Genomic DNA, 13,936 nt, shown 5'->3' on the forward strand with positions numbered 1-13,936 from the left:
CGAAATGGTGATGGCGACAGCAATTGGCGGACCGCGTATTCTTCTGCGCCAGTTGCGCGAGACCATGGCCGAGCCGTTGGCCAGCCAGGACCGTCTCGACAAGATCGTCGATCTGATCGCCGACAACATGCGGGCGGACGTCTGCTCGTTCTATGTCCTGCGCGACGACGGTGCGCTCGAACTTTTCGCCACCCATGGCCTGCGGCGAGACGCCGTCCACATCACCACCCTGCGCCTGGGTGAGGGTCTGGTGGGCCTGATCGCCGCCGAAGCCGAACCCCTCAGCCTTCAGAACGCGCCCGAGCACCCTTCGTTCGTCTATCGCCCGGAAACCGGGGAAGACCCGTTCTTTTCGTTCCTGGGCGTGCCGGTTTTGCGCGCCGGCCAGACGTTGGGCGTTCTCGTCGTGCAGAATTCCGAGCGGCGGGTCTATGGCGAGGACGAAACCGAGGCGCTGCTCACCACAGCGACGCTGCTGGCCGAAATGATTTCCACCGCCGATTTCGACGCGCTGGTCAAACCCGGTTCCGATATCGACCTGCGCCGCCCGCGCATGTTCGAGGGCGTGGGCTTTTCCGAAGGCATCGCGCTCGGTCAGGTGGTGCTGCACGATCCGCGTGTCGTCGTGGCCAATTTCGTTGCCGATGACACCGATGCCGAAAAGGAACGGCTTGAAGCCGCGCTCGAAACCATGCGCGTTTCGATCGACGACATGCTCAACACCGGCGACATGCAGATCCCGTCCGATCACCGCGAAATCCTCGAAAGCTACAGGATGTTCGCCCATGACCGGGGCTGGGTGCGGCGCATCGAGGAAGCCATCGATTCAGGGCTCACCGCAGAAGCGGCCGTCGAGCGGGTGCAGAACGATACCCGCGCCCGCATGCTGCGCCAGACCGATCCCTATATCCGCGAAAGGCTGCACGACCTCGACGATCTGGCCAACCGCCTGCTGCGCATCCTCACCGCCAATGGATCGGTTTCGGGCAAGGATTTGCCCGACAACGCGGTTCTGGTGGCGCGCAATATGGGCCCGGCCGAACTGCTCGAATATGACAGGACCAAGCTGCGCGCTGTCGTCCTCGAAGAAGGGGCGGCCACAGCGCATGTGGCGATCGTCGCGCGCTCGGTGGGGCTGGTCGCCGTAGGGCAGGCCGAAAACGTCGTTTCGATGGGCGAGGATGGCGACGACATCATCGTCGACGGGTTCACCGGCGCCGTGCATCTGCGCCCCACGCCCGATATCGAGGCGACCTATATCGACAAGGTCCGCCTCTCGGCCAAACGGCGCGCCCATTACGCGGCGCTCAAGGATACCCCAGCCGACACGCGCGATGACGTGCACATCACGCTCCTGCACAATTCGGGGCTTCTGGCCGACATGCCGATGCTGGAGGAAACCGGCGCGGAGGGCGTAGGCCTGTTCCGCACCGAGCTGCAATTCATGATCGCGAGCAAGATGCCGCGCGTCAAGGATCAGGTCGAGCTCTATTCGGAAGCCATGCGGCTGGTGGGCGAGCGGCCCATCGTCTTCCGCCTGCTCGATATCGGTGGCGACAAGGTCGTGCCCTATATGCGCTCGATGGCCGAGGAAAACCCGGCCATGGGCTGGCGCTCGCTGCGTCTGGCGCTCGATCGGCCCGCCCTGCTGCGCACCCAGGTGCGCGCCCTTTTGCAGGCGACCAATGGCAAGGCGCTGCGGCTCCTGGTTCCCATGGTCACCGAGACCATCGAATTCCTCAAGGTCAAGCGCTTCATCCTGCGCGAGATCGAGAGATTGCCGCGCCTGGGCTTTCCCAAACCCGAAACGCTCGAGATCGGGGCGATGATCGAGGTTCCCTCGCTGTTGTTCGAACTCGACCGGCTGCTGCCCGAGACCGATTTCATCTCCATCGGCTCCAACGATCTGATCCAGTTCCTCACCGCCGCCGACCGGGCCAATCCGCGCGTGGCGCGCAATTACGACGCCATCGCCCGGCCGCGGCTGCGGGCGCTCAAGCTCATCGTCGACGCGGCCGGCAAATACAACAAGCCCGTCACCATGTGCGGGGAGCTGGCCGGGCGCGCCATCGAGGCCATGGCGCTGCTTTCGATCGGCATGACGCGGCTTTCCATGGGCGCATCCTCGGTCGGCCCGATCAAGGAAATGATCCTCGGACTTGACCTTGCGGCGCTCAAGGCCGAAATGAGCGATTATCTCGACAATGGCGATACGGATGGCTCGGCCCGTGAGTTGCTGATCGAATTTGCTGAACGCCATTCCATCCCCGTCTAGGGGACCTCACGCGCCTTTTCCGGATCTATGACCATGGCAGGATTGCCCCAAGACAAGCTCGACGCCCTCGAACGCCGTTTCGATTCCATCGAACATGCGATGAGCGCCAACCCCGATCCCGACAAATATGTCGAGTTCTCCAAGGAATATGCCGAACTTTCGCCCATGGTCGCAAAGGTTAGGGCCTATCGCACGGCGCTTTCCGATCTGGCCGGTGCCGAGGAATTGGTGAAATCGGGCGACAAGGAAATGGCCGAGCTCGCCTATGAGGAGATGGGCGAGCTCAAGGAAAAGATCGAGGCGCTGGTCCAGGACATCCGCATCCTGCTGCTGCCCAAGGATGCCGCCGACGAAAAGAGCGCCATCCTTGAAGTGCGCGCCGGAACCGGCGGCGACGAGGCGGCGCTTTTTGCCGGCGATCTGTTCCGCATGTACCAGCGCTACGCCGAAAGCCAGGGGTGGAAGGTTGCGGTGATGGAAGTCTCCGAGGGCGACGCGGGGGGCTACAAGGAAATCATCGCCAATGTTTCGGGGGCGGGCGTTTTCGCCAAACTCAAATATGAATCGGGCGTCCATCGCGTGCAGCGCGTGCCCGAAACGGAAGGCTCGGGGCGCATCCATACCTCGGCGGCCACCGTCGCCGTTCTGCCCGAGGTCGAGGATATCGATATCGATATCCGCCCCGAGGACATCAGGATCGATACGATGCGCGCCTCGGGCGCGGGCGGCCAGCACGTCAACACCACCGATTCGGCGGTGCGCATCACCCACATCCCCACCGGCATCATCGTCACATCGGCGGAAAAATCCCAGCACCAGAACCGCGCCAATGCCATGAAGGTGCTGCGCGCCCGGCTTTTCGACGAGCAGCAGCAAAAGGCGTCTTCCGAACGGGCTGAAAACCGCAAGAGCCAGGTGGGCTCGGGCGATCGGTCCGAACGGATCAGGACCTATAATTTCCCGCAAGGGAGGGTCACCGATCACCGGATCAATCTGACGCTCTATAAACTTCCCCAGATCATCACCGGGGAAGCCTTGGGCGAGGTGATCGATGCGCTGATCACCGAGAATCAGGCGGCGCAACTGGCGGCGATGGAGCAGGGGGGCTGAGTTAGAATATCCCCACGGCGAGCTCGGCCCAGACCGTGAGGACGATCAGAAGCGCCAAGGCGGCAAATCCGGCCCTGATCAAGGTGCCCGCCTTCATGCGCATGGCGATCTCGAATGCCAGCCCCAGCGCGCCGAGCAGGATGCCCGCGGCCAGGAAATCGGACGCGGTCCAGACGACTTCGTCAGTGAATTGCATGGCGAGCAACGGCAAGGCGAGAATCGCAGCAAGCGTCGCCCAAAGCGCCACATGCCAATGAGATGCAACGGGTAGAGATGCTGAAGGCCGGGTCATTTTTAAAACCTTCGTATGGGCGGGATGGAGTTTGTGCCGCGATCGCGGCTTTTTTGGGTAAGGACATGGCCAATTGACTCTCACGATCGGGCAAAGCTGGCGCAGGCTGCGCGACCGGCTGGCTTCGGCGGATGTGCCGACGGCGGCGCTCGATGCGCGGTTGTTGGTCCGCCATGTTCTCGGCCTCGATGAAACGGGCCTCATTGCGCGCGAAACCGAAGCGTTCTCGCCAGAGATGCTTGCATCCCTCGAAGATCTGGCTAAGCGCCGCCTTGGCGGGGAGCCTGTGGCGCGCATTCTGGGCGTGCAGGAATTTTACGGTCTGCCCTTCGCCCTCAACGCGGCAACCCTGATCCCCCGGCCGGAAACCGAGATGCTGGTGGATTTCGGGGTCGAGGCGCTGGCCGACGTCGCCAGTCCGCGTATCCTCGATCTGGGCACCGGCACCGGCTGCATCATTCTTTCCCTCCTGGCCAATCTGCCCGATGCACACGGCATCGGCGTGGACATCTCGGGCGATGCCCTCGATCAGGCCCGCGCCAACGCACAAGCCCTGGGTGTCTCGGGCCGGTTCGAAGCCCGCCGGGGCGACTGGTTTGCGCCCGTTGCGGGCGAATCATTCGATCTCATCGTCTCCAATCCGCCCTATATCGAGAGCGCCGCCATCGACACCCTCGAGCCGGGCGTGCGCCGGTTCGATCCCATGGCGGCGCTTGATGGCGGCGTCGATGGGCTCGACCCCTATCGGGTCATCGCCCGCAGCGCGCGCGCCCATCTTCTCGAAGATGGTTTGCTCGCCCTTGAAATCGGTTTTACGCAGGGCCACATGGTAGGGGCGCTGCTGCAGGAAGCAGGGTTTTCGTCCATATCCATTGCCAGAGACCTTGCAGGCCACGACCGGATGGTCACCGCCCGGGCGCAGAAATGACACAACGTCCGTCCCAATTTGCAGCAGGCCAATATTTTTCTTGGAAACCGAAGGATATGCGGTTAGGTTGCCGGTGCTGACGCGGTGCTTGGGCATCGCGGTGAACCCCACCCTGACATTGGCGGCAGATAATAGCCGGCAGCGGAACCGACCTCCCTTAAGGTCGGCATCAGCTTTGGATAGGGTTGGAGATCACGCAGCCTTTTTGGGGCAACCAGAGAGAGCGATCGGCATAGCGCGGGGCCTATGGGTTCCGTGTCCGCCGTGCCCTGCGCCCGCCGTACTCGACGTTGCGGCAGGCCCCCGGGAGGCAGGTCCAGGAAAAGTCGAAATCGGTTTTCCGGTTCGGGCCTGCACACAGAAAGAAGGATTTCGATTGTCCCCGAAGGGGCGGAGAAATCCGAAGCGCATACCTTCACGGAACGTGTTGAAGCGAGCAGATGAGACCAAACCAGCAGAACAACAAGCAGCGTTCGCGCGGCCGGAACAACAATAACCAGCGCCGCGGCGGCGGTGGCGGCGGCAATCCGCTGTCACGCAATTACGAGAGCAACGGCCCTGACGTGAAGATTCGCGGCAACGCGGCCCATATCGCCGAGAAATACGTCCAGCTCGCCCGTGACGCGACCTCCGTCGGCGACAATGTGATGGCGGAGAATTATCTCCAGCACGCCGAGCACTATTTCCGCATCATCCTTGCCGCGCAGGCCCAGTACCAGCCGCGCCAGGATCAGACGATCGACACCACCGCCGATGAGGACGAGGACGAAGAGGCTACCGTCGCCAATGGCGCGGCCGAGCCGTCCGAGCGTGCCCCCGAGGCGCAGGAAGCGGTAGCCGAGGGCGAAGAACAGCCGCGTCAGCGGCGCCAGCGCCGTCCGCGCCGCGAGCGGATCGAGGAGAGCGCGGAAGCGGCCACCGGCACCGAGCCGCAGGCTGAAGCCGCCCCGACCCCCGCTGCCGAAGCGGCCGCCGAGGATGAGGCGCCCAAGCGCGTCCGCCGTCCGCGTCGCAAGAAGACCGATAGCGAGGATGACGGCCCGGCTCCCGAGCTGCCTGCCTTCCTCACCGCGGGACGCGAAGCGGCCGCCGAGTGAGCCTTTCAGGCGAAAACGAAAATTAAAAGGACCGGGCCATCGCGCCCGGTCTTTTTCTTTGCGCAATTGCGCCTACATACTCTTCGATACTTGGGATCGGTGCCGCCAGCCGGGCCGGTTCCCAGGAAAAATCCAACGCTTCGGGCGTTTGTCCCTGTGCCGGTTTCGGGCGGGGCGACGTGCCAGAAAAAGGAGAGTTGAAGCGATGAACATCGAAAAATACACGGAACGGACGCGTGGGTTCATCCAGAACGCGCAGCAGCTCGCGCTCAGCCGCGGGCACCAGCAGTTCACCCCGCTCCATATCCTCAAAGCCTTGGTCGACGATCCCGACGGCATGGCCGCCGGTCTGATCGAGCGCGCCGGAGGCAATCCGCAGGCCGTGCGCGCCGGCGTCGAGGAGGGATTGAAGAAGATCCCCTCGATTTCGGGCGACAATGGCCAGATCTACCTTTCGCGCGAACTCGCCCGAGTTTTCGAAACCGCCGAATCGGCGGCGCAGAAAGCCGGCGATTCGTTCGTTGCCGTCGAGCGCATGCTGCTCGCGCTGACCATCGAGAAAGACACCGACGCGGGCAAGATCCTCGCCTCGGCCGGGGTCACCGCCAATGGACTGAACGCGGCCATCGAGGCGATCCGCAAGGGCCGCACCGCCGATTCGGCGAGCGCGGAAAACACCTATGACGCGCTCAAGAAATATGCCCGCGACCTCACCGAGGACGCGCGCGAGGGCAAGCTCGATCCGGTGATCGGGCGCGACGAGGAAATCCGCCGCACCATCCAGGTGCTCAGCCGCCGCACCAAGAACAACCCCGTGCTGATCGGCGAACCCGGCGTCGGCAAGACCGCCATCGCCGAGGGCCTTGCCCTGCGCATCGTCAATGGCGACGTGCCCGAATCGCTGAAAAACAAATCCCTTCTGGCGCTCGACATGGGCGCGCTGATCGCCGGCGCGAAATATCGCGGCGAGTTCGAGGAGCGGCTGAAATCGGTGCTGGGCGAAGTGTCCACCGCCGAAGGCCAGATCATCCTGTTCATCGACGAGATGCACACGCTGGTCGGCGCCGGCAAAGGCGATGGCGCCATGGATGCGTCCAACCTCTTGAAGCCCGCCCTGGCGCGTGGCGAGCTCCACTGCGTGGGCGCCACGACGCTGGACGAATACAAGAAATACGTCGAAAAGGACGCAGCTCTCGCCCGCCGCTTCCAGCCGGTTTACGTCAACGAGCCCACGGTCGAGGACACCATCTCGATCCTGCGCGGACTCAAGGAGAAATACGAACTCCACCACGGCGTCCGCATCTCGGATTCGGCGCTGGTGTCGGCCGCGACGCTATCGAACCGCTACATCACCGATCGCTTCCTGCCCGACAAGGCCATCGACCTAATGGACGAGGCTTCGGCGCGCCTGCGCATGGCCGTCGATTCCAAGCCCGAAGCGCTCGACGAGCTCGACCGCCGCATCATCCAGCTCAAGATCGAGCGAGAGGCGCTGAAAAAGGAAGATGACGACGCGAGCAAGACCCGTCTCGCCCGGCTTGAAGCCGAACTGGCCGGCCTCGAGGAAGAATCCGACGCCATGACGGCGCGCTGGCTGGCCGAGAAGGAACGTCTCGCCGGCGGCACCAAGCTCAAGGAACAGCTCGACGCGGCCCGCACCGAGCTTGAACTTGCCCAGCGCAAGGGCGATCTCGCCCGCGCCGGCGAGCTTGCCTATGGCGTCATTCCCGGCCTCGAAAAGCGTCTGAACGATGCCGAAGCCCATGAGGCCCAGCCCGGTTCCGACATGGTCGAGGAGGTCGTGACCCCCAACCATATCGCCCAAGTGGTTTCCCGCTGGACCGGCGTTCCAGTCGACCGGATGCTGGAAGGCGAACGCGACAAGCTGCTGCGCATGGAAGACGAGCTCGCCAAGCGCGTCATCGGCCAGTCCGAGGCCGTCGAAGCCGTCTCGCGCGCCGTGCGGCGGGCCCGTGCCGGGTTGCAGGACCCCAATCGCCCCATCGGCTCGTTCATGTTCCTGGGCCCCACGGGCGTAGGCAAGACCGAGCTGACCAAGGCGCTGGCCCAGTTCCTGTTCGATGACGAGACGGCCATGGTCCGGCTCGACATGAGCGAGTTCATGGAAAAGCATGCCGTCGCACGGCTGCTCGGCGCCCCTCCGGGCTATGTGGGCTATGACGAGGGCGGGGTGCTGACCGAAGCGGTTCGCCGCCGGCCCTATCAGGTGATCCTGTTCGACGAAATCGAAAAGGCCCATCCGGACGTCTTCAACGTGCTGCTGCAGGTTCTCGACGATGGCCGGCTGACGGACGGGCAGGGGCACACCGTCGATTTCCGCAATACGCTCATCATCATGACCTCGAACCTGGGGGCCGAATATCTGGCCGCCCAGCCGGATGGGGAATCGGTGGAGCTGGTGCGCGGCAAGGTGCTGGACGCCGTGAAGATGGCTTTCCGGCCCGAATTTTTGAACCGTGTCGATGAAATCCTGCTCTTCCACCGTCTCGAACGCGGCCAGATGGGCGCCATCGTCGATATCCAGCTCAAGCGTCTGCAAAAGCTGCTCGACGCCCGCGAGATCACCATCGACGTGACCTCCAAGGCCCGCGAATGGCTCGCCAATGAGGGCTATGATTCAGCCTATGGCGCGCGTCCTTTGAAGCGCGTCATCCAGCGTTCGGTCCAGGACGAGCTGGCCGAAAAGATGCTGGCCGGCGATGTGATCGATGGCGGCACGGTCAAGGTCGATGCCGGCGATGATGGGCTGGTGATCCTGCCCGTGGTCGAGGGCCAGGTGGAGCCCAGGGCCGCGGAGTGACATCCAGCCATATCCCGATAGTGAGAAAGGCCCCGGCGACGGGGCCTTTCTTTTTGCGCCGGACCCAGTTCTCCCGCTATCGGGACACGCTGCTCAAGGCGTCAAACATATGTTCCACAAGGGTCACCAAAGGCCGCTCGCCGTCTTCTCGGCTCCAGGCATCGAGCGAAAGTCGGGTAATGGAGATGGAAAGCATCGCCAGAACCCGCAACTCGGCTTCGTCCTCTTCCGGCCAAACGCTGCGCAAGGCGTCGAACACCACGGGTTCGTCCTCGATATAGCTGGCGCGCTTGCGCGACTGGATCGCTTCGCTCGAGCGCATGATGCGATCGATAACGATCAATTCGTCGGTTTGATATTTCCGGGCCATGTCGATCATTTTTTCGCGCATGGCCTCGAACGGTTTCTGGTCGGGCGAGCAGGAGAGGGCCGCATTGGCCAATACCGTTCCCAGCCCGGTCTGGAGCGAGAGCAGGATTTCGTCTTTCGATTTGAAATAATGAAAGAACGTGCGGCGGGAAATTCCGGCCTTGGCCGCAATCGCGTCGAGCGTGGTCGCTTCATACCCGTTCGAGCCGAACAGAAGCAGGCCGGCCTCGGCAATGCGCTGCCGGGTCTGCTTGCGCTTGCGCTCCCGAAGCCCTTCCGGCCCCTCGCCATTTTTTTTCGATCCGGTCACGGCGATCGCCCTTGCATTAATTGCACTCAGTGCAATATAAAAATGCACCAAGTGCATTTTATCATAAGGACCCGGCGATGGTTAAGTGGACGGCATCGGATATTCCCGCTCAAATGGCCGTGTGGCGATAGTCACCGGCACGGGCGGTCTGGGCTTCGAGGATGCCCTGGTCCTGGCGGGCAAAGGGGCCGAGGTGATCATTGCCGGGCGCAACCGGGAAAAGGGTCGCGATGCGCTGGCCCGGATTCGCGCCGAAATTCCCGAGGCCAAGGTCAGCTTCGAGCAGTTGGATCTGGCGCAACTCTCTTCGGTCGCCGATTTCGCCGCACGGGTGAGGGCGCGGCATGACCGTATCGATCTTCTGGTGAACAACGCCGGCGTCATGGTGCCTCCCGAGCGCCAGACCACGTCGGACGGGTTCGAGCTGCAATTCGGCACCAATTATCTCGGCCATTTCGCGCTGACGGCGCATATGATGCCGCTCTTGCGCAAGGCGCCCGATGCCCGGGTCGTATCGCTGTCGAGCGTTGCGGCGCGGGACGGCCAGATCGATTTTTCGGATATGCAATCAGAGCGGCAATATCGTCCGATGAAAACCTATAGCCAGTCCAAGCTCGCTTGCCTGATGTTTGCATTCGAACTTCAGCGCAAAAGCGTCGAGGGCAATTGGGGGATAACCAGCATAGCCGCCCATCCGGGGGTTTCCCGAACCGATCTGCTCCATAACGCGCCGGGTCGTTGGAGCATCCAGAGCCTGTTGCGTTCCTTTGCCTGGTTCGCGTTCCAGCCCGCCTGGCAGGGCGCCTTGCCCACTCTTTATGCGGCAACGGCGCCGGCGGCCGAGGCCGGCGGCTATTATGGACCCGATGGTTTGGGCGAATTGCGTGGCTATCCCACTCGGGCCAAAATTCCGCCGCAGGCGAACGATCATCCCGTGTCCGCCCGGCTGTGGACGGTGTCCGAAGAGCTTGCGGAGGTGCGTTTTCCGGCCGGTTGACCAAAAAAAAGCCGTGGCGTTCGCCACGGCCTCTTTCGTCAACTGCCTGACGGCTTACGAGCGCTGATAGTCGATGCTCGAACAAAAGATTGCCGCCTGGCAGCCGGTGATCTTGATCGTGTCCGGGCCGGTCTGTTCGACAGTCGCCTTGGCATTGCCGCCATTGAGCGCAATGGAGCCTTCCCATTTGTTGGGGCCCACAAGCGTGCCCTGCACGACTTCCTGGCCGACAAAGGCGAGGTTTTCCTCGGTGCGGGAATCGCCCTGGATATCATTGAGCACGCCGCACAATTGCGTGCCGTCGCCGCAAAGCTCGAACGTGAAGCTCGTGCCCCACCGATCGACCCAGGTGCCGTTGGGGTTCATATCCTGGCCGATGGCCGGGGCAACGAAAAAGCCTGCAAGAAGCGCGGCGGCTACAAAGGGTTTCATCATGGTTTGCTCCATATTATGAGCACGGACCTCCCGTGCGAAATCTCAAATGTTCATTCCCCGCGCCTGCAAACGCCCAAAGCGCGCATTGGTTGCCGTTGCGAGACGATGAACACCTCATCGGCCTGACACCAGCCATAGAGTTTGCGCACTGAACCGAACCTGAACGCTCTGCCAGCAATTCATCCCCTCATCCGCATCCCTTGCCCCACCCCCGGCTGTCACCCGGGGATAAACCCGGGGCGACAAGTGGGTGTTTGAGGCAGCGCGCCGCCTCCTCTCCACCCTGTCATTCCGGGATTTATTCCCGGAATCCAGCTTCAGCCTCTCCCCCACCTCCACCGTCGAGGCCGTCCGCAGCACTTGCCAAATGCTCCCCTTCTCCCCTTGAGGGAGAAGGTGCCCGAAGGGGCGGATGAGGGGTGCGCTGAGCTTGCGCCAAACGCCCCCGCCAAAAACTTATCCCCGCTCCCACAACCCACGCCATACTCCCCCTCACGACCCCGCACTCATGGACGCAAGCGCAACGAACGTTTGGGCGGGATCGGTTCGGGTCCGTTGGCGGTCGCGTCAGCGGAGGCAGAAACGTTCCCAGCGCCGACCCACGGCACGGTCGAGGGTGTACTGGCGAAAGCCAGCGGGGATTGGCCCCAGCATGAGAGGACGACCAGGCCCAAAATCCCGGATGCATGGGGCGATGATCGCTTCATACTAACTAATACAGCACGAGGCGTTCATCGCCCCATGCCGTCTACCCCAATCACCCGAGGCTCACCGCCGTCGGGCGCTTGCGCTCGTCCTTGCCTTGCGACCCCTCTTGACCTCGCTCAAACGACATGTGAACATAAAGAGAACAAATGGGAGATGAAAATGAGCGCTCTGCCTATAAACTATATCGAGTTCGTCAGCGGCGATTTCGTTGCGAGCCGGAGTTTCTTTGAAAACGCCTTTGGCTGGCGCTTTACAGATTACGGTCCTGATTATGTGGGGATCGAGGGTGCCGGGCTAGATGGCGGTATCGCACGAGCCCAGAGCGGCCACAAGGAACCACTGGTCATTCTCTTTGCCGACGATCTCGATGCGGCCGAAGCCGCCGTGCGCAAGGCGGGCGGCGAGATCACCGCCGAGCAATATGATTTCCCCGGCGGGCGGCGCTTCCATTTTCGCGAACCCGGCGGCAATGAACTGGCGGTCTGGGCGCAGCCGAAAGCCTGATTATTGGCTCGTGGCGACGGTCACAGGGTCGGCCGGCGTGTTCTCCTGGTTGATGAGCGCACGCACCTGGACGATGGTCGCCTCGAACTCGCCCTGATATTGCTGGGGCAGGGAGTTGGCGCGGGGAAGCTTCACCGCCAGCGGATCGACGGTATTGCCGTTGATCTTGATTTCGTAGTGAAGATGAGGCCCGGTCGACTGGCCGGTCGAACCCACATATCCGATGACCTGTCCCTGGGTCACCCGGGTGCCCGGGGTAATTCCATCGGCGATGGCGCTCATATGGCCATATGCGGTGTTGTAGCCATTGGCATGGCGCAACTCCACATAGCGACCATAGCCCGAATACCACTGGGCCATCTCGACGATGCCGTCGCCGCCGGCATAGATCGGTGTCCCGGTCCGGGCCGCCAGATCGACGCCGGTGTGGAGGCGGTATTGCCCGAAAATGGGGTGGTTGCGATAGCCATAGCGCGAGCGCAGCGTTCCGCCCCCTTCGAGCGGCCGGCGCACCAGGAACTGTTTCCCGGTCTCCCCGTCGGGATTGTAGAAATCGATGACCCCGTCCTCGGTCTGGAACCGGAACAGCTCCCGCACGGTGTTGCCCAGCGTGAGCGCCACATAGAGCAGTTCCTGCTCGCCCTGCTCGGCGGTCCCCGAAAGCAGGATCTCGATCGAATCGCCCGGTGACACGCGGCGGGTCAGGTCGAGATCGTAGGCAAACATCGCGGCGATCCTGTCGATGGTCGCATCGTCGAGTTCGTGCTTGCGGCCCGTCTCCCAGATCGAACGGTAGATGGTGGGCAGATTGCCCAGATTGACCTCTTCGGTGTCTTCCTCGGTAAATTCGATCACCGGGGGCTCGAGCGCGGTTACATATCGGCCCTGATCGGTCAGCGCCACGGTCACCCGGTGTACGGTGTCGTCATAGATCGAGACGCGATAGGGGATCAGCGTATCGGTTCCGCGCGAGGGGCCGAACAATATCCGCAGCCGCGTTCCCGCCGGCAGGTCGGATTCGGGGAAGAGGTTGTGCATGGCGCGGGTAACGGCGGTCACCATTTGCGTGGTAAACCCGTTGCGCATGAACGCCTCGGCCAACGGGGTCTGCTCGCGGATGGTCAGTACGCGCTCGGTGCGCAGATTGCTCATATCCTCGGCCATGCGCGTCTTGGGCATGACCGTCACGTTTTCGGCCACCCCCGCCATCGTGCCCGGCGGCGCTTCCAGCCCGAGCTCGCGCAGGCTTGCCCCCGGAGCCGCATACGCCATCAGCGGCCCGTCGGCCTCGGTATAGGCGCCCTCGACAGAGAGGCGCACGAACTGGGCCGCGCCCATATCGTTGACGGCGCGGTGGGGCGGATCGCCCAATTCCAGCGCCGCGGTCCGCACGGTCACTTCCCCTTCGACATCGGCGCCATAAATATCGGTGCTGATGAGATCGGCGGCCGGATTGGCGCGCAGGGGCTCATTGCGGGCCAGCAGGGCGACGGGATCGTATTGGGGAATGTCTTCCGAAAGTGGCGTTGCCGCGGTCGCAAGCGTCGCGTTGATGGTGGTGAAGGGCTGGTTGCGAATGCGCGCCACGCCATCGACGACTTCCCGGATCGAGGTCTCTATCACCTCGAGATCGGAATGGGTCTGGGTGACGGGCTTGGCGCGTCGCGTTTTGCCGACCAGGGAATCGGGCGTGGACGACACGTCCTGGCCCGCCGAAATCGCCAGGGCCTCGAATGGGGTGGAAAACGTATCCTGCCCTTTAAAGGAGACCTGAAGGGCTCCGGCCATGAGCATGAACGACGTCACGCCCGTCAGAACGGTACCGGCGAGCCAGGCAAAGCTGATCTCGCGGCCTTGCGGCAGCGCGCCTTCCGAGGACTTGACGGTCAGCGCCGGCGAATCCTCGTATCCTGTCGCCTTGAGCAAGGCGGCGTGTCGGTTGCGTTGCGCTGCGTTCAACTCTTCTCCCCGGACCCTCGCGGCCAGCCAGATATAGTACGCGTGAAAAGGGATGGACGCGGTGGACTCATATGTCAAGCAATGAGCCTGCCCCTGGAACTAACCCCAGGATGCACCACCGTGCCGGCCGG

The 13,936-nt window shown here is 63.0% G+C and carries 11 protein-coding genes; 7 read left to right on the top strand and 4 right to left on the bottom strand.

Annotation, left to right across the window (positions count from 1 at the left end):
- Positions 1 to 10: 10 nt before the first annotated feature.
- Both ptsP and prfA read left to right on the top strand, forming a co-directional pair.
- A complete protein-coding gene (gene ptsP, locus V4T21_RS01035) occupies positions 11 to 2,275 on the top strand; it encodes a phosphoenolpyruvate--protein phosphotransferase (protein WP_332711823.1) in 2,265 nt (754 codons plus the stop codon).
- A 33-nt stretch (positions 2,276 to 2,308) separates the two neighbouring features.
- Positions 2,309 to 3,385, top strand: coding sequence for a peptide chain release factor 1 (gene prfA / locus V4T21_RS01040; protein ID WP_332711825.1), 1,077 nt, complete (start codon positions 2,309 to 2,311; stop codon positions 3,383 to 3,385).
- A 1-nt stretch (position 3,386) separates the two neighbouring features.
- Here prfA and V4T21_RS01045 read toward each other — a convergent pair whose 3' ends face one another.
- Positions 3,387 to 3,677, bottom strand: coding sequence for a hypothetical protein (locus V4T21_RS01045; RefSeq protein WP_332711828.1), 291 nt, complete (start codon positions 3,675 to 3,677; stop codon positions 3,387 to 3,389).
- Between the two features lie 73 nt (positions 3,678 to 3,750).
- On the opposite strand from V4T21_RS01045, the gene prmC reads away from it, so the two are divergent.
- The 3 genes from prmC (at position 3,751) to clpB (ending at position 8,523) form a co-directional block, all read left to right on the top strand.
- Complete coding sequence (gene prmC, locus V4T21_RS01050; RefSeq protein WP_332711831.1) at positions 3,751 to 4,605, top strand: peptide chain release factor N(5)-glutamine methyltransferase; 855 nt, start codon at positions 3,751 to 3,753, stop codon at positions 4,603 to 4,605.
- A 440-nt stretch (positions 4,606 to 5,045) separates the two neighbouring features.
- A complete protein-coding gene (locus tag V4T21_RS01055; protein ID WP_332711834.1) occupies positions 5,046 to 5,702 on the top strand; it encodes a DUF4167 domain-containing protein in 657 nt (218 codons plus the stop codon).
- A 205-nt stretch (positions 5,703 to 5,907) separates the two neighbouring features.
- Positions 5,908 to 8,523 carry an ATP-dependent chaperone ClpB gene (clpB, locus tag V4T21_RS01060; RefSeq protein ID WP_332711837.1) on the top strand — a complete coding sequence of 872 codons (2,616 nt, stop codon included), beginning with the start codon at positions 5,908 to 5,910 and terminating at the stop codon, positions 8,521 to 8,523.
- Between the two features lie 76 nt (positions 8,524 to 8,599).
- Here clpB and V4T21_RS01065 read toward each other — a convergent pair whose 3' ends face one another.
- The gene (locus V4T21_RS01065) at positions 8,600 to 9,202 is read right to left on the bottom strand and encodes a TetR/AcrR family transcriptional regulator (RefSeq protein WP_332711840.1); all 603 of its coding nucleotides are present in this window, start codon (positions 9,200 to 9,202) and stop codon (positions 8,600 to 8,602) included.
- Between the two features lie 85 nt (positions 9,203 to 9,287).
- Between V4T21_RS01065 and V4T21_RS01070 the strand changes: the two genes are divergently transcribed.
- A complete protein-coding gene (locus V4T21_RS01070; protein WP_332711842.1) occupies positions 9,288 to 10,199 on the top strand; it encodes an SDR family oxidoreductase in 912 nt (303 codons plus the stop codon).
- 54 nt (positions 10,200 to 10,253) lie between these two features.
- On the opposite strand, the gene V4T21_RS01075 is transcribed toward V4T21_RS01070, so the two are convergent.
- Positions 10,254 to 10,634 (bottom strand): hypothetical protein, encoded by a 381-nt coding sequence (locus tag V4T21_RS01075; protein ID WP_332711845.1) that lies wholly within the window; start codon positions 10,632 to 10,634, stop codon positions 10,254 to 10,256.
- 867 nt (positions 10,635 to 11,501) lie between these two features.
- Between V4T21_RS01075 and V4T21_RS01080 the strand changes: the two genes are divergently transcribed.
- On the top strand, positions 11,502 to 11,846 hold the full coding sequence (locus V4T21_RS01080) for a VOC family protein (protein WP_332711847.1): 345 nt from the start codon (positions 11,502 to 11,504) through the stop codon (positions 11,844 to 11,846).
- Here the strand turns inward: V4T21_RS01080 and V4T21_RS01085 are convergent, their stop codons facing one another.
- A complete protein-coding gene (locus V4T21_RS01085; RefSeq protein ID WP_332711849.1) occupies positions 11,847 to 13,805 on the bottom strand; it encodes a M23 family metallopeptidase in 1,959 nt (652 codons plus the stop codon).
- Positions 13,806 to 13,936 lie beyond the last annotated feature (131 nt).

Origin of the sequence: Pelagibacterium mangrovi, from assembly GCF_036662815.1 — a bacterium.
In the GTDB taxonomy this organism is placed as follows: Bacteria; Pseudomonadota; Alphaproteobacteria; order Rhizobiales; family Devosiaceae; genus Pelagibacterium; species Pelagibacterium mangrovi.

Bases quoted from the DNA above. Each gene is read 5' to 3' on its own strand.
- V4T21_RS01045 (WP_332711828.1), bottom strand. From the start codon at position 3,677: ATGACCCGGCCTTCAGCATCTCTACCCGTTGCATCTCATTGGCATGTG.
- prfA (WP_332711825.1), top strand. From the start codon at position 2,309: ATGGCAGGATTGCCCCAAGACAAGCTCGACGCCCTCGAACGCCGTTTC.
- V4T21_RS01080 (WP_332711847.1), top strand. From the start codon at position 11,502: ATGAGCGCTCTGCCTATAAACTATATCGAGTTCGTCAGCGGCGATTTC.
- ptsP (WP_332711823.1), top strand. From the start codon at position 11: ATGGCGACAGCAATTGGCGGACCGCGTATTCTTCTGCGCCAGTTGCGC.
- clpB (WP_332711837.1), top strand. From the start codon at position 5,908: ATGAACATCGAAAAATACACGGAACGGACGCGTGGGTTCATCCAGAAC.
- V4T21_RS01055 (WP_332711834.1), top strand. From the start codon at position 5,046: ATGAGACCAAACCAGCAGAACAACAAGCAGCGTTCGCGCGGCCGGAAC.
- V4T21_RS01075 (WP_332711845.1), bottom strand. From the start codon at position 10,634: ATGATGAAACCCTTTGTAGCCGCCGCGCTTCTTGCAGGCTTTTTCGTT.